The 14784-nt window shown below is 73.0% G+C and carries 12 protein-coding genes and 2 pseudogenes; 4 read left to right on the top strand and 10 right to left on the bottom strand.

The window, feature by feature from the left end; genetic code table 11:
- Positions 1-90: 90 nt before the first annotated feature.
- The 7 genes and pseudogenes from dnaN to ABB07_RS42080 form a co-directional block, all read right to left on the bottom strand.
- On the bottom strand, positions 91-1221 hold the full coding sequence (gene dnaN, locus ABB07_RS32865) for a DNA polymerase III subunit beta (protein WP_208902115.1): 1131 nt from the start codon (positions 1219-1221) through the stop codon (positions 91-93).
- A 522-nt stretch (positions 1222-1743) separates the two neighbouring features.
- A complete protein-coding gene (locus ABB07_RS32860) occupies positions 1744-4734 on the bottom strand; it encodes an AAA family ATPase (RefSeq protein ID WP_208902114.1) in 2991 nt (996 codons plus the stop codon).
- Positions 4731-5894 carry an exonuclease SbcCD subunit D gene (locus ABB07_RS32855; RefSeq protein ID WP_208902113.1) on the bottom strand — a complete coding sequence of 388 codons (1164 nt, stop codon included), beginning with the start codon at positions 5892-5894 and terminating at the stop codon, positions 4731-4733. The genes ABB07_RS32860 and ABB07_RS32855 overlap by 4 nt, the downstream gene beginning before the upstream one ends.
- Positions 5895-6002: 108 nt before the next feature.
- Entirely contained in the window at positions 6003-6629 is a 627-nt protein-coding gene (locus ABB07_RS32850) for a YigZ family protein (RefSeq protein WP_208902112.1), read from the bottom strand.
- A 50-nt stretch (positions 6630-6679) separates the two neighbouring features.
- Positions 6680-7222, bottom strand: a complete 543-nt coding sequence (locus ABB07_RS32845; protein WP_208902111.1) for a SixA phosphatase family protein — start codon at positions 7220-7222, stop codon at positions 6680-6682.
- Positions 7219-7638 (bottom strand): annotated as a pseudogene (locus ABB07_RS42085) (hypothetical protein); the annotation flags it as partial. The pseudogene ABB07_RS42085 and the gene ABB07_RS32845, both read right to left, overlap by 4 nt.
- Before the next feature lie 285 nt (positions 7639-7923).
- A pseudogene (locus ABB07_RS42080) lies at positions 7924-8319 on the bottom strand (hypothetical protein); the annotation flags it as partial.
- 107 nt (positions 8320-8426) lie between these two features.
- Here ABB07_RS42080 and ABB07_RS32830 point away from each other — a divergent pair.
- The 3 genes from ABB07_RS32830 (at position 8427) to ABB07_RS32820 (ending at position 12027) form a co-directional block, all read left to right on the top strand.
- The gene (locus ABB07_RS32830; RefSeq protein WP_208902110.1) at positions 8427-8837 is read left to right on the top strand and encodes a CoA-binding protein; all 411 of its coding nucleotides are present in this window, start codon (positions 8427-8429) and stop codon (positions 8835-8837) included.
- Positions 8838-9048: 211 nt separating this feature from the next.
- Positions 9049-10692, top strand: a complete 1644-nt coding sequence (locus ABB07_RS32825; RefSeq protein ID WP_208902109.1) for an APC family permease — start codon at positions 9049-9051, stop codon at positions 10690-10692.
- Positions 10693-10758: 66 nt separating this feature from the next.
- Positions 10759-12027, top strand: a complete 1269-nt coding sequence (locus ABB07_RS32820; protein ID WP_208902108.1) for a 4-hydroxybenzoate 3-monooxygenase — start codon at positions 10759-10761, stop codon at positions 12025-12027.
- On the opposite strand, the gene ABB07_RS32815 is transcribed toward ABB07_RS32820, so the two are convergent.
- Complete coding sequence (locus ABB07_RS32815; protein WP_208903715.1) at positions 11963-12364, bottom strand: YbaK/EbsC family protein; 402 nt, start codon at positions 12362-12364, stop codon at positions 11963-11965. The genes ABB07_RS32820 and ABB07_RS32815 overlap by 65 nt on opposite strands.
- Entirely contained in the window at positions 12361-12933 is a 573-nt protein-coding gene (locus ABB07_RS32810) for a helix-turn-helix domain-containing protein (protein ID WP_208902107.1), read from the bottom strand. The genes ABB07_RS32815 and ABB07_RS32810 overlap by 4 nt, the downstream gene beginning before the upstream one ends.
- 133 nt (positions 12934-13066) lie before the next feature.
- Between ABB07_RS32810 and ABB07_RS32805 the strand changes: the two genes are divergently transcribed.
- The gene (locus ABB07_RS32805) at positions 13067-13924 is read left to right on the top strand and encodes an EamA family transporter (protein WP_208902106.1); all 858 of its coding nucleotides are present in this window, start codon (positions 13067-13069) and stop codon (positions 13922-13924) included.
- 28 nt (positions 13925-13952) lie between these two features.
- On the opposite strand, the gene ABB07_RS32800 is transcribed toward ABB07_RS32805, so the two are convergent.
- Entirely contained in the window at positions 13953-14750 is a 798-nt protein-coding gene (locus ABB07_RS32800; RefSeq protein ID WP_208902105.1) for an acyltransferase, read from the bottom strand.
- Between the last annotated feature and the right edge of the window lie 34 nt (positions 14751-14784).

Raw genomic sequence — 14784 nt, 5'->3', positions numbered from 1 at the left:
CCCCGTCAAGGGCACCGCTGGCGGCCAGTCCAGAGGCGGAGCTCCCCCACCGAGGACCACTGGCCTTGGACCGATGCCTTCCTGTGTCCGTCAACTCAGCTGCCGTACCGACATCAGCAGATGGCGGTGGTCTTCGCGCTTCGTGTCTTCCTCGTCCGGTGCGGCACTCAGCAGTGCCCGCTGGCCGAGCCCTAGAAGCTCGAGGCGTACGTGCGACGCGTCGAAGGAGGTGAGGGCTTCCAGCAAGTAGGTGGGGTTGAAGGCGACTGTGAGGTCGTCGGCACCCGCCAACGTGGCCGTGAGCTGCTGGGACGCCACATCGTCTTCGTACCCCGCTTGCAAAAGCACGGTTCCTTGCGCGGAGAAGTCGAGCCGGATGGGGCTGTTCGGCTCTGCGACGACCGCGACACGACGGACCGCGTCAGCGAGCGCCTCTCGCTGTGTGATCGCGACTGCCGGGTTGTCCAGGGTGAACAGCTTGTCGTAGCGAGGCAGCCGTCCTTCCAGCAGCCTCAGCGTGGTGCGCATGCTGGTCCCCTCGAAGGCGATCAAGCCACCACTGGAGCTGTTCAGGCCGATGCGGATCAAGCCCGACTTCGCCAGCGAGCGGGAGATCTCGGTCAGCCTGCGTCCGGGAACCACCACCTCCACCACCTCGGAATCGGCCGACTCCGGCTTCCACTCCACCGTACGCACGGCATACCGGTACCGGTCCGAAGCAGCCAAGGTCATCCACCCGTCCTCCAGACGGAGCTGAATTCCCGTGAGCACCGGGAGTGTGTCGTCACGGCCGGCGGCTGTCCCGACCTGCGCGACGGCTTCCGCGAACTTTGCCGCATCCACGGTTCCCCGAAAGTCGGGAGGCTCGGGCAGCGCCGGGTACTCCTGCCTGGGCAGGGTCGACAGGCCAAAACGCGTACCGTCCCCTTCCACCGTGAAGCGCGTGCCTTCCCTCGCGCATGTCACCATCGCATCGGGCAACACCCGGCAGATGTCAAGCAGTCTCCGCCCCAGCACGAGCACCTGCCCGCCTGCTGACGTCTCCGCCGGAACCTCTATATTCGCGGAAGCCTCGTAGTCGAAGCCAGAGATTCGCAGTCGCCCCTCCTCCGCGTCCAGCAGCAAGCCGCCCAGCACGGGCACCGGCGAACGGGCGGGCAGCGACCTGGCCGCCCAGGCGACGGCCTCAGCGAACGCACTACGCTCGATCCGGAACTCCATCCGTACTCCCCTGTCGTGTCGCACAAGTTGGTGCGCGCACGCTACATGCCGCCACTGACAACAGCCCGGCTCGGCGCCGGTCCCCGGCTGTGCGGGGGAGGTGAGTCAGCCGGCTCTCGCGACTGGACCACCGCATTGAGAACGAGGGATCCCAAGACACTCGGCCCGAGCAGGCAGATGCCCCCCCCTTTCCGGCTGATACGCGCTTGCGCCTCGCACGATCAAGGAGGGTGCGCGGCCGCCTGGAGTGATCGCCGATGTCGGTGCCGCCGAGCCGCCTGATCAGGCTCTCCGCGCAGTCCAGCCAAGCCGGCCTCGATCTGGCCGGTGCGCTGATCGACCGCACGCTGATCGGACGGAGCGTGCCGAGCAGCAGTGTCGTGAGGGCCAAGCGCAGGCCGCGGCGACGCGTCGGCTGCTGCTCAGGCCTGGGACGATCAAGGAAGGAGCCGGAAAGCCAGGTGACGAATCCGCCCAGACCGGCGGCAATGCGTCGGCCGCCAGGTGCCGGTTTGCGAGCCGTCAGACACCCCGCTGCCGCAGCACCGACCCCGATCTGCCCTTCACGACCTCCAGTTGGGCGTGGATGCGCCGCCGCAGGTCGGGGACGTGGCTGACGATGCCCACGCTGCGGTCGCGTTCGCGCAGGGAGTCCAGGACGTCGAGGACCTCGTCGAGGGTCTGGTCGTCGAGGGTGCCGAAGCCCTCGTCGATGAACAGCGTGTCGAGCCGGACGCCGCCGGCCTCGGCGGTGACGACGTCCGCGAGGCCGAGGGCGAGGGCGAGGGAGGCGAAGAAGGTCTCGCCGCCGGAGAGCGTGGCGGTGTCGCGTTCCCGTCCGGTCCAGGCGTCGACCACGTGCAGTCCCAGCCCGCTGCGGCCGCGCCCGGAGCGGTCGTCGGAGTGGACGAGGGTGTAGCGGCCCGACGACATGCGCTGCAGCCGCGCGGTCGCGGCGGCGGCGACCTGCTCCAGACGGGCCGCGAGCACGTACGACTCCAGGCGCATCTTGCGTTCGTTGTCGGCGGAGGTACCGGCGGTGAGGGCGGCCAGGCGGGCGACCCGGTCGTACTCCTCGCGGAGCGGGGCGAGTCGGCGTACGGCCTCGGTGGCGCGCGCGGAGAGGCGGTCCAGCTCGGCGCAGCAGCGGGCCGCCGCGTCGCGCGCGGAGGCCGCCTCGCGCAGCCGGTGTTCGGCCGCGGCGGCCGCGCGCTCGGCCGTGTCCGGGTCGGCGGGCGGGCGCTGGGCGGCGGCCGCGGTGGCGGCCTCCGCCAGCACCGCGCGTACGGCGGCCTCCTCCGCCTGCCAGGCGTCCAGGCGGTGCTGCAGGTCGCGGTGGGCGGCGGGGTCCAGCAGGGCGGCGGCCGCGGCCTGCGGGGTGTCGAAACCGGCCCGGTAGGCGGCGTCGGCGAGGCGGGCGTCGGCGTCCTTCAGGCGCTGGGCGGCGTCCTCGGCGGCGCGTACGGCGTCGGCGGCGTCGGTGAGCAGCGCCAGCTGCCGCTCCAGCTGTGCGGCACGGGCGGCCACGCTGCCGGATCCGCCGCGCGCCTTGGCCAACTCGACGTCCAGCTGGCCCTGTTCGCGCTCCAGGGTCTCGCGTCGGGTGAGCCGGGAGGCGGCCCGTACGGCGGCCTGCTGGCGGTCGGCGAGGCGCTGCTCGCGCTCGTGCTCGGCGCGGCGCAGCTCCTCGTGGGCCGCATGCAGCGCGGAGGCGTCGCGGCGGGCGCGGGCGTACTCCTGCTCCAACTCGGCGGCGGCCTCTTCGAGTCGGTCGGTGGGCGTGTCGCCGGCCTCGGCGGTGGCGGCGGCCAGGGCCTCGCGGACCAGTCCGAGCCGCCGCTCGTCCTCGGTGTGCCGGGCGTCGGCCTGCTGCCAGGCCTGGTGTGCCCGCTCCTCGGTCTCGCGGTCGACGTGTCCGGCGACCTTGCGGGCCGGCGTCGGGTGGTCGGTGGCCCCGCAGACGGCGCAGGGTTCGCCGTCGGTGAGGTGGGCGGCCAGTTCGGCGGCGATGCCGTTCAGGCGCTGTTCCTTGAGGTCGAGCCAGTGGGCGCGGGCGTCCAGGGCGCGTCGGCCGGAGGCGGCCGCTCGATGCCGGGCCTCCTCCAGGTCGGCGGCCAGTTGGTCGCGGGTGCGGGCCGCGTCGAGGCGGCCACGCATCGGTTCCCGCTGGACGGCGAGCTGTTCGGCGCGGGTGGCGGCCTCCTGGGCGGAGTCGACCCGGGACTGCAGCGCCGCGCGGGTGGCGTCCCAGTCGGCGAGCCAGGCCTCGGCCTCGCGGAGCACGTCCTCGTCGGCGCGCTCCTGACGGTCGAGCCCCGACCGCTCCTCGGCCAGCTCGGCGAGCCGCCGCTCGGCGCGCCGGGCCGCGTCCAGGCCGCCCAGCTCCTCGGCGGCCCGGCGGGCGGCGGCGGCGAGTCCGCCCGCGCCGGCGCCGGCGTGGGAGTCGGGGAGCAGGCCACGCGCGCGTGCCTCGGCCGCGGCCGCTCCCCGGTGCTCCTCCTCGGCGGCATCGCGCAGCTCCAGCGCGGGCGCGACCGCCTCCGCCTTGTGGGACCGCTCCATGCGCCGCTGGGCCTCCTGGTGGGCGCCCGCCCGCTCCTGGAGCCGCTCGGCGCGCTGCCGGGCCTCGGCGAACCGCCCCTGGAGACGGGCGAGTTCGCGTACCTCGTCCAGGGCGCGCCGGGTGGCGGCGTGGGCGGACTCGGCGGCGGTGAGGCGGCAGTGGGCGACGGTGAGGCGTTCGCGGGCGGTGGCGCGGGCGACGGCGGCGGCACCGAGCACGGCGTCGGCCAGTCCTGGTTCGCCGGGGGCCAGTTCGGGCAGCTCCATGGCGTCGCCGGCCTCCTGCTGCATGCGGTGGGCGTCGGCGAGCAGCGCCGCGTCGCCCTCACGTACGCGTGCCTCGGTGGCGCGGCGACGCTCGGCGAGGCGCTTCTCGACGTCGGCGAAGCGCCGGGTGTCGAAGAGGCGGCCCAGCAGCCGGCCGCGGGCCTCGGCGTCGGCGCGCAGGAAGCGCGCGAAGTCGCCCTGGGGCAGCAGCACGACCTGGCAGAACTGTTCGCGACTCATGCCGAGCAGCTGGGTGATTTCCTCGCCGACCTCCTGGTGGGAACGGCTGCGGTCCTTCCAGACGCCCGACGCGCTGTCGTACTCGCGCAGCCACGTCTGGGCCTTGTCGACGGTCGTGCCGGTGCCGCGCAGTTTGGGCCGCTCCCAGGGCGGCTGCCGGGTGATCTCCAGGCGGCGCCCGGCGACGGTGAGGTCGAGGCGGACCTCGGTGCGGGTGCGCGGCTCGGCGTGGTCGCTGCGCAGGTTCATGCCCTGGCCGCTCTGCCGGGCGCCGGGGACGGAGCCGTACAGGGCGTAGCAGACGGCGTCCAGGACGGAGGTCTTGCCGGCGCCGGTGGGGCCGTGCAGCAGGAACAGTCCGGCGGCGGACAGCGCGTCGAAGTCGACGCTCTGGGAGCCGCCGAACGGCCCGAAGGCGGTGATGTCGAGCCGGTGCAGCCTCACCGGGACACCTCCCGTACGGCGGCGTCGGCGCGCACGGCGTCGAAGGCCTCGCGCAGGACGGTCGCCTCCCGTTCGTCGGGCCCGGCGCCGCGCACATGGGCGACGAAGTCCTGGGCGATCTGCTGGTCGCTGCGGCCCGCGAGGCGCCGGGCGTACGAGACCTGGGGGTCGTCCGGGGCGCGCTCGGGGGCGAAGACGAGGCTGAGGGTGTGCGGGAAGCGCTCGGTGAGCCGGGCCATGGGGTCGGCGGGACGGACCGCGTCGGTGAGGGTGGCCTCGACCCAGGCGTCCTCGTGGCGGGCCAGCGCCGGATCGGCGAGGAGGCCGTCCAGCGTGCCCTTGATACGGGCCAGCGGGCGCGGCACCGGGCAGTCCACGCGCTCGGCGGTGACGGAGCCGTCGCCACCGAGGTCGACCAGCCACATGCTCTTGCGGTGGCCGGCCTCGGAGAAGGAGTACGCGAGCGGGGAGCCCGAGTAGCGCACGCGCTCGGTGATGGTCTGGCAGCCGTGCAGATGGCCGAGCGCCACATAGTCGACGCCGTCGAAGACCCCGGCCGGTACGGCGGCGACCCCGCCGACGGTGATGTCCCGCTCGCTGTCGCTGGCCTGGCCGCCGGTGACGAAGGCGTGGGCGAGGACGACCGAGCGGGTGCCCGGCGCGCGGCCGGCGAGGTCGGCGCGGACGCGGTCCATGGCGGCGGACAGTACGGCCTCGTGGCCGGCCTTCTCCACCGCGAACTCGTCCTTCACCAGGGCGGGTTCGAGATACGGCAGTCCGTAGAACGCCACGTCCCCGTGCGCGTCGCTCAGCACGACGGGGGTGCCGGCGGCCGACGGCTCGGTGCGCAGGTGGATGCCGGCGCGGTCGATGAGCCCGGCGCCGACGCCGAGGCGGCGGGCCGAGTCGTGGTTGCCGGAGATCATCACCGTGGGCACGCCGAGGTCCGCGAGGCGGTGCAGGGCCTCGTCGAACAGCTCGACCGCGGCGAGCGGGGGTACCGCACGGTCGTACACATCGCCCGACACGACCACTGCGTCCACCTCGCGCTCACGCGCGGTGGTGACGAGGTGACCGATGAACCCGGCCTGGGCCCCGAGCATGTTCACCCGGTGGAAGGCCCGGCCGAGATGCCAGTCGGACGTGTGCAGGAGTCTCATGATCCCCGAGACTAACGGCCGGGTCTGACAGCACGGGTGGTTACTCCCGTATCGGCCCGATCTCAGCCGGTCAACTTTGGCCATACATGCCCGATTTACGCCAGTCTGTCATGCGTCTCCGTAGGCCTCGCCGCCGAGTTCGAGCCCGGCCGTGCCCGCCGTCGCGTCGGCGAGCCAGGCACGGAAGGCGTCCACGTCGGCGTCCGGCAGGCCGATCTCGATGGTGACCGCCGCGCCGTAGCGGACGTCCCGCACCTCGCGCCCGGTGGCGCGCAGGTCGTTCTGGACCTTGCCGGCGCGCTGGTGGTCGACGGTCACCGTGGCCAGCCGGAAGCGGCGCCGGGTGAGGGTGCCGAGGGCGTCGAGGGCCTCGCCGACCGCGCCGCCGTAGGCCCGGATGAGTCCGCCGGCGCCGAGCTTGACGCCGCCGTAGTAGCGGGTGACGACCGCGACGACGTAGCGCATCTCACGGCGCAGCAGCATCTGCAGCATGGGCACGCCCGCGGTGCCGCCCGGTTCACCGTCGTCGCTGGCCTTCTGCACGGAGGCGTCCGCACCGATGACGTACGCCCAGCAGTTGTGGGTGGCGTCGGCGTGCTCCTTGCGCACGGAGGCGATGAAGTCCTGCGCCTCCTGCTCGGTGGCGGCCGGGGCGAGGGCGCACAGGAAGCGGGAGCGGTTGACCTCGGTCTCGTGCACGCCCGCGCGGGCGACTGTGCGGTACTCGTCCTGCATCCCGTCAGCCTATGTGGTTCCCGGGAGTGCCGGTCACGCGCGCGTGGGGGCTACTTCTTCCTCCCGCGCGCCACGGTCAGCGAGGTCAGGAGGGCCGTTCCGGGGCCGAGGGCCGGCCAGCCGGGTCCGTGCCAGGACAGGACGGCGATCGCGGCCGTGGGGAACTTCGTCCGCACCCGCTCCAGCGTGTCGTCGAGACCGTCCCGCGCCAGCTCCAGGACCAGTTCCTCGAGCCCGGGATTGTGGCCGACCAGCAGCAGCGTCTCGACCTCGGGCGGCGCCTCGCGGACCACGGCCAGCAGCTCCTGTACGCCGGCCCCGTACAGGCGCCGGTCGTAGCGCACCGGCGGCGGAGTGCCCCACTCGGCGGAGGCCAGCTCCCAGGTGCGGCGGGCTCGTACGGCCGTGGAGCACAGGGCGAGATCGGGCAGGCAGTCCGCCTCGGCGAGGGCGCGCCCGGCGGCCGGGGCGTCGCGCAGCCCGCGCGGTGCCAGCGGCCTGCGGTGGTCCTCGACGCCCTCGGGCCACGCGGACTTGGCATGCCGCAGGACCACCAGCCGGCGCAGCGGGCCCGTGCCCGCCCGCGCGATCACGTGAGGCTCCCGAGGTCGCGGGCGAGGTCGAGGGCCAGCAGACGGTCGGCGTAGACGTACGTCTCGAAGCGGGCGCCGTCGGGGAGATCCGGGGCGTCCTCCACGGCCCGCAGCACCTCCAGCACCCCGGGCAGGCCCAGGTCGTCCTCCCACGCGGAGCGCAGCCGCGCCCGCACCTCGTCGGGCACGGGCCGCGAGGGCTGCCGCGCCCACCCGGCCACGGCCCGCCGCCACCGGGCCAGCCGCCCGGCGGCCTCCTCCAGCACGGCGGGGCCCAGCCGAACCGGCTCCCCGCGCGGCACGGACAGCAGGGCGAGCCGCAGAGCGGAGGGGTCAGCGAGCAGCACCGGGAGCGGAGGAGGGGCGGCGGGCTCGAGGGCGCGGGCCGGAGCGGGCTCGGGAGGAGCACCGGGCGCGGGCTGGGGGGCGTGGGTGGGAGCAGGCTCGGAGACGGCGCCAGGAGCGGGCTCGGGGGCGCGGGCCGGAGCCGATTCCGCAGGAGCGCCGGGCGCGGGCTCGGGAGCGTGAGGTGGCGCAGGCTCGGAGACGGAGCCGGGAGCCCGTTTACGGAGAGGCGGGACCCCAGACAGATCCACCCCCCGTCCGCCCACCACCCCCCATCCACCCATCGCCTCCTGTCCCTCCGTCGCCTCCTGTCCATCCACCACCCCCTGTCCGCCCACCGCCTCCCCCAGCCACTCCACCGGTGCCACCCACACCACCGGCCCCGCGCCGGAGGCGGTCGGGGTTTCGGTGGTGACGTGGATCACCTGGGCCTCCCCCAGGCCCGACGGGAGGTCGTGGGCGTCCTCGAACGGGCGGATGGACAGGGCGGTCGCGGCGGCGGCGAGGTCGGCGGGGTGGTGGGGCGTGGCGAGGGTCGCCCAGACGGGGGTGCCGCCCAGTTCGAGGGCGCGGACCAGGACGTCGGCGGTGAGGAGCACGCGCAGGGCCGTCGGGTCGGGGCCGGAGACGTGGGCCTCGATGCGGGTCAGACCGCGGCGGGCGGGCGCGGCGGGGACGGGCTCGCCGGTTCGGGCGTCGAGGATGCGCAGCACGGGCTGAGCGTAGGCGGGCGGGTCGCCGTACGAAGGCATCTTGTGCCGATTCGGCACGTGGTGGCGCAGGTGGCGGGCTGGGAATCCGGACCCGTAGGGTGCTGTTGCCCGGGGAAACAGTTTCCCGCAGCCCCGAGGAGGCGGCCGTGTACGGCGACGAGGCGACGATCCGCAGGATCCTGACCGAGCTGGGCGACACCTGGGCGGTGGTCGGCCTGTCCACCAACCGGAGCCGGGCCGCGTACGGGGTGGCGCAGGTGCTGCAGCGGTTCGGCAAGCGGATCGTGCCGGTGCATCCGAAGGCGGAGACCGTGCACGGGGAGCGGGGCTACGCCTCCCTCGCGGAGATCCCCTTCGAGGTCGACGTGGTCGACGTCTTCGTCAACAGCGAGCTGGCCGGCGCGGTGGCCGACGAGGCCGTGGTCAAGGGTGCGCGGGCGGTGTGGTTCCAGCTCGGGGTCGTGGACAAGGGGGCCTACGAGCGGACCCGGGCGGCGGGCGTCGACATGGTGATGGACCGGTGCCCGGCCATCGAAATACCCCTGCTGAACCAGTGAATCTTTCCTTCTACTCACAATCGTCGGCTGAATATTGACATTCCGGCCTGGCATCTGACCTGTGACAAGTCAGTGACCGAGTGTGCGCCCAAGACACCTAAGATCCCGGGTCAAAATTTGGTTAACACTCTTTTGCTCGCTCGGAAAGTCTCCCTAGCCTGTGGCCTCCTTGCTCGTAAACGCTGCGTATAGATCTGAGAGGCCACTAGACATGGCGAATGTCGACCAGGCTGCTACGCCGGTAGCCACAAGCGACACCGGCGGCGGCCTGCGCCGCGATGTGGGACTCATCGGCCTGATGTGGGCTTCGGTGGGTTCCATCATCGGCTCCGGCTGGCTCTTCGGCGCCGAGAAGGCCGTGGTGGCGGCCGGCCCCGCCGCGATCATCTCGTGGGTGATCGGGACGGTGGCGATCGTGCTGCTCGCCCTCGTCCACGCCGAACTCGGCGGCATGTTCCCGGTGGCGGGTGGCACCGCCCGCTACCCGCACTACGCCTTCGGCGGCCTGGCCGGTATGTCCTTCGGCTGGTTCTCCTGGCTGCAAGCCGCGACCGTGGCCCCGATCGAGGTCGAGGCCATGATCGGCTACGCCAAGCACTGGCACTTTGCCGACGGGTTCCAGAACGCCAACGGCACCCTCACGGCCAGCGGCATCGTCGTCGCGGTGCTGCTCATGGCCGTGTTCGTCGCGGTCAACTTCCTCGGCGTGCGTGTCCTGGCGCACACCAACAGCGCCGCCACCTGGTGGAAGATCGCGGTCCCGCTCGCGGCGATCTTCATCATCGCGATCGGCAACTTCCACCCGGGCAACTTCACGTCCGAGGGCTTCGCACCGAAGGGCGCCGCGGGCGTTCTCGGCGCGATCAGCTCCAGCGGCATCATCTTCGCCCTGCTCGGCTTCGAGCAGGCGATCCAGCTGGCCGGCGAGAGCCGCAACCCGAAGCGTGACCTGCCGCGCGCGACGCTCGGCTCGGTCGCGATCGGCGCCACGATCTACCTGCTGCTCCAGGTCGTGTTCATCGCCGCCCTGCCGCACGCCTCCTTCGCCAAGGGCTGGGCGAACCTGAACTACACCGGCATCAGCGGCCCCTGGGCGGGTCTCGCCACGCTGTGCGGTCTGGGCTGGCTGGCCTGGGTCCTGTACGCCGACGCGATCATCTCCCCCGGCGGCACCGGCCTGATCTACACCACCGCCACCTCGCGCATCTCCTACGGCCTGGCCAAGAACGGCTACGCGCCGAAGGTCTTCGCCAAGACGGACAAGCGCGGTGTGCCGTGGTTCGGCCTCGCGGTCTCGTTCGTCACCGGTGTGATCTGCTTCCTGCCGTTCCCGAGCTGGCAGACGCTGGTCAGCTTCATCACCTCGGCGAGCGTGCTGATGTACGCGGGTGCTCCGCTGGCCTACGGCGTCTTCAAGGACCGGCTGCCGAACCACGAGCGTCCGTACAAGCTGCCCGCGGGCAACATCATCTCCCCGCTGTCCTTCGTGGTCGCCAACCTGATCATCTTCTGGTCCGGCTGGGACACCCTGTGGCGCCTGGGCTTCGCGATCCTGATCGGCTACGTGCTCCTCGGTTCGTACGCCGCCTACGCGATCAGCAAGAACCTGCCCAACGCGCCGCGGCTGGACTTCAAGGCCGCGCAGTGGCTGCTGCCCTACCTGGCGGGCATCGGCGTGATCTCGTACCTGAGCACCTTCGGTGGTAACGGTGACCTGCCGCTGTGGTGGGACATCCTGGTCGTCGCGGTGTTCTCGCTCGGCATCTACTACTGGGCCAAGGCGACCGCCTCCAAGCCCGAGCAGATCGAGCGCGACATCGAGGAGGTCGTGGTCACCGACGCCCCGGCGCACTGACCCCACTCCTGCCCCGGTGTCCCGTCGGCCGCGTCGCGGCTGACGGGACACCGTCATAATGCGGGGATGATCTCCCCTTCCCCCCACCTCGACTCCCCCCACCTCGACTCCCCCCACCTCGACTCCGCGCATCTCGAATCCGGGCCGGAGGAACGCCGTACGGTCGTCGTCGTGGGCGCGGGGCCGGCCGGGCTCACCGTCGGCGGCATCCTGCGGGCCGCCTCCGTCGACTGTGTCGTCCTGGAGACCGAGAGCAGGCAGTTCATCGAGACCCGGCCCAGGGCCGGCGTCATCGAGGAGTGGGCGGTGCGCGAACTCGGCCGGCGTGGATTGTCCGAACGGCTGCCGGAGCGGGCCGAGGCCCACAGCGCCTGCGAGTTCCGCTTCGACGGCGAGCGGTACCGCTTCCCGTACGCCGAGCTGACCGGCAGCCGGCACTACGTCTACCCGCAGCCCTTGCTGGTGACGGACCTCGTACGGGAGTACGCCGACGTACGCGGCGGCGAGATCCGCTTCGGCGTCCGCGACGTCATGCTGCACGACCTGGACTCGGACCGGCCGGCGGTGTCGTACCGGTGCCCTCGGACGGGTGAACGGCGCCTGCTGCGCTGCGACTTCGTCGCGGGCTGCGACGGGGCGCGCGGCGTGACGCGGGACGCGATACCCGCGCACGCCAGGCGGATCGCGCGGCAGGACGACGGCATCGGCTGGCTGGCGCTGCTGGCGGAGGTCCCGCCCTCCACGGACTGTGTGCTGTTCGGCGTCCATCCGCGCGGTTTCGCCGGCCAGATGCCCCGCGGCCCGGAGCTGACCCGGTTCTACCTCCAGTGCCCGCCCGGCGACGATCCGGGGAACTGGCCGCACGACAGGGTCTGGACCGAGCTGCGCGAGCGGCTCGGCGCGGCCGGGGCGCCCCCGCTCACCGAGGGCCGGCTGGTCGAGAAGCGCGTGCTGGACATGCACCACTACGTCGTCGAACCCCTCGCCCACGGGCGGCTGTTCCTGGCCGGGGACGCCGGTCATCTGGTCGCGCCCATCGCCGCGAAGGGCATGAACCTCGCCCTCCACGACGCCTTCCTGCTCGGCGACGCGCTCGCGGCCTGTGTCACCAAGGGCGACGGCAGCGGCCTGGACGGATACTCGGCGGCCTGTCTGCGCCGGGTGTGGGACTACCAGGAGTTCTCGCAATGGCTGTCGGACATCTACCACGGTGTCGCGTCCGGCGACCCGTTCCGCGCCGGCACCACCCTGGCCCGGCTGCGCCGGCTGTTCACCTCACCGACCGCCGCGGCGGCCTTCGCCGAGCAGTACCTCGGCACCGCGACCGCCTACTGACGAGGACGTAGGGCAGGTCGACCACGGCCGAGTCGCTCAGCACCGGCCAGCCGGCGGGCGGTCCGACCGGGGTGATGCCGCCGTACTCCATGCCGGTCTCGCCGGTCGCCGTCTCCATCGAGGCGAACGAGGCCTTGCGGGCGCCGGGTTGGCGGCGCGCCACGCCGTTGGCGTCGACCCGGGTGGTGGAGAGCACCACGCACGCGGCCGGCGTGGTCTCACGGCCCCGCTGGCCCGCGACGAGCACGCGGTTCGCCGACCGCTCCAGCAGGTCGCGGCCGTAGTGCTCCACGAAGACGCCACCGCCCCCGTCCCGGACCGCCGCGGTACGGTTCAGCGCACGGGCGGCACCGAGACGGCCATCACCATCTCCATCGGTACGTCGCCCTCGTTGCCGTAGGTGTGTGAGGTGCTCGCCTCGAACGTGGCGCTCGCGCCGGTCGGCACCAGGTGCTGCACGCCGTCCACGGTGAGGGTCAGTTCACCGGCGGTGACGTGGACGAGCTCCACCGTGCCCACCGGGTGCGGCTCGGAGGGGCTCCGCTCGCCGGGCATCAGCCGCCAGTCCCACATCTCCAGCGGCCCGGGCGCCTCCGTGCCGGCGAGGAGGCGGTTGTAGCTGCCGGCCTCCGTGTGCCAGAGCCGTACGGCCTGCTCGGCGGGGACGATGCGGACGGTGGGGCCCTGTTCGTAGTCGAGCAGGGTGGTGATGCTGATGCCGAGGGCGTCGCCGATCTTGACGACCGTGCCGATGCTGGGGTTCGTCCGGGCCTGCTCGATCTGGATGAGCATGCCGCGGCTGACGCCCGCGCGGGCGGCGAGCGCGTCCAGGGTGAAGCCGCGCTCGGTGCGCCAGCGTTTGACGTTGCGCGCCAGGGACTGGGTCAGCAGGTCGAGGTCCGACACATCACGTCCATCGAGGGGAGGCCCGGGAGTCCTGGGAGCCCCGGGGTTCACTATATGGGATGACAGAGTTCACTTGACTGAACTACGGTGGGGTGTACCCGATCGTTCATCGAACTGTACTGCGAGGCCGGCCGTGACAGCATTCTTCGCCCTGACCACCAGCCTCCTGTGGGGGCTGGCCGACTTCGGCGGCGGACTGCTGACCCGGCGTACGCCCGCGCTGACGGTGGTGGTCGTCTCACAGGCCATCGCGGCGGCGGTCCTCGGCGTGATCGTCGTCGCGACCGGCGGATGGAGCGAGGCCGGACCCCGCCTGTGGTTCGCGTTCGCCGCCGGCCTGGTGGGTCCGGTGGCCCTGCTCTCCTTCTACAAGGCGCTCGCGCTCGGCCCCATGGGGGTCGTCTCGCCGCTAGCGACGCTGAGCGTGGCCGTGCCGGTCGGGGTGGGCCTGGTCCTCGGCGAGCGGCCCGGGCTGCTCCAGGTCGCGGGCATCGCGGTCGCCGTCACCGGTGTCGTCCTCGCGGGCGGTCCGCAGCTGCGCGGGGCGCCCGTCCAGCGGCGCACGATCCTGCTCACGCTGGTCGCGGCGCTGGGTTTCGGCACGGTCTTCGCCCTGATCACGGAGGCTTCGACCACCGTCACCGGCCTGTTCCTCGCCCTGTTCGTGCAGCGGCTGACGAACGTCGCGGCCGGCGGGACCGCGCTCGCCGTCTCCGTACGGCGGGGCGGCCGGGCGGTGCCGGAGGGCGGCTTCCCCTGGGCGTCGCTGCCCGCGCTGGCGTTCGTCGGGCTCGCCGACGTGGCGGCCAACGGCACCTACGCGGTCGCCGCCCAGCACGGCCCGGTCACCGTGGCGGCCGTCCTCGCCTCGCTGTACCCGGTGGTGACGGCGCTGGCCGCGCGCGGCTTCCTCAGCGAGCGGCTGCGGGCGATCCAGGCGGCGGGCGCGGGGCTGGCGCTGCTCGGCACGCTGTTGCTGGCGACCGGCTGAACCACCACCGCCGACCACCGGGAGCCGGTCAGCCCTCGGGCTCGAGCTCCGCGAGCCGGGCCACCGCGTCCTCGTCCAGTTCCGCGAGCCGGGCCACCCCGTCCTCGTCCAGTTCCGCGAGCGCCCGTAGCTGCTCCGGCGTCGTCCCTTCCGGGATGGGCACCGGGGCCGGCGTCCTGAGCGGCGGCTGCCAGCCCTGCTCGGCCGTCCAGCGCCGGACGACCCGGGCGGGCGCCCCGGCCACCACGGCATGGTCCGGCACCGTGCCCCGTACGACCGCCCCGGCCGCGACGACCACGTTCCGGCCGATCCGCGCGCCCGGCAGGATCACCGCGCCGGTGCCGATCCAGCAGCCCGGGCCGATCTCCACCGGCTCCATCCGCGGCCACTGCCTGCCGATGGGCTGGTGCGGGTCGTCGTAGGAGTGGTTGGTGGAGGTGACGTAGACGTACGGGCCGAAGTAGCAGTCGCTGCCGATGGTGACCGTCGTGTCCGCGATGACATGGCTGCCGCGGCCGAGGACCACGCCGTCGCCGATGCGCAGGATCGGGTCCGGGCCGAGGTCCAGGTCCGGCATCAGGCCGGCGGTCAGCGTGACCTGTTCGCCGATGATGCAGTGGGAGCCGAGGTGGATCCAGGGCTCGCCGAACACCGTGCCGAGCGGGAACGCGAGCCGTGTGGCTTCGCCGATCGCGCCGAACTTCAGGCGGCCGGGGTGATCGGCGGTGACGGAGCCGGTGCGCTGGGCCCAGGCCCAGGCCGCGTGTACGGCACGCTGGGCGAGGCCCTGCCTCCAGGATGAGAACGTGTTCTTGCGCTTCGGCACGGGGTCACGTTACTCAGCGGTTGCCTTCGGGGAG

The organism is Streptomyces incarnatus, from assembly GCF_001027185.1.
Classification (GTDB): Bacteria; Actinomycetota; Actinomycetes; order Streptomycetales; family Streptomycetaceae; genus Streptomyces; species Streptomyces puniciscabiei.
The sequence above is the reverse complement of the archived record's forward strand: the minus strand, read 5'-3'. Positions and strand labels throughout refer to the sequence as shown.

Bases quoted from the DNA above. Each gene is read 5' to 3' on its own strand.
- dnaN (WP_208902115.1), bottom strand. From the start codon at position 1,221: ATGGAGTTCCGGATCGAGCGTAGTGCGTTCGCTGAGGCCGTCGCCTGG.
- ABB07_RS32855 (WP_208902113.1), bottom strand. From the start codon at position 5,894: ATGAGACTCCTGCACACGTCCGACTGGCATCTCGGCCGGGCCTTCCAC.
- ABB07_RS32850 (WP_208902112.1), bottom strand. From the start codon at position 6,629: ATGCAGGACGAGTACCGCACAGTCGCCCGCGCGGGCGTGCACGAGACC.
- ABB07_RS32825 (WP_208902109.1), top strand. From the start codon at position 9,049: ATGGCGAATGTCGACCAGGCTGCTACGCCGGTAGCCACAAGCGACACC.
- ABB07_RS32820 (WP_208902108.1), top strand. From the start codon at position 10,759: ATGATCTCCCCTTCCCCCCACCTCGACTCCCCCCACCTCGACTCCCCC.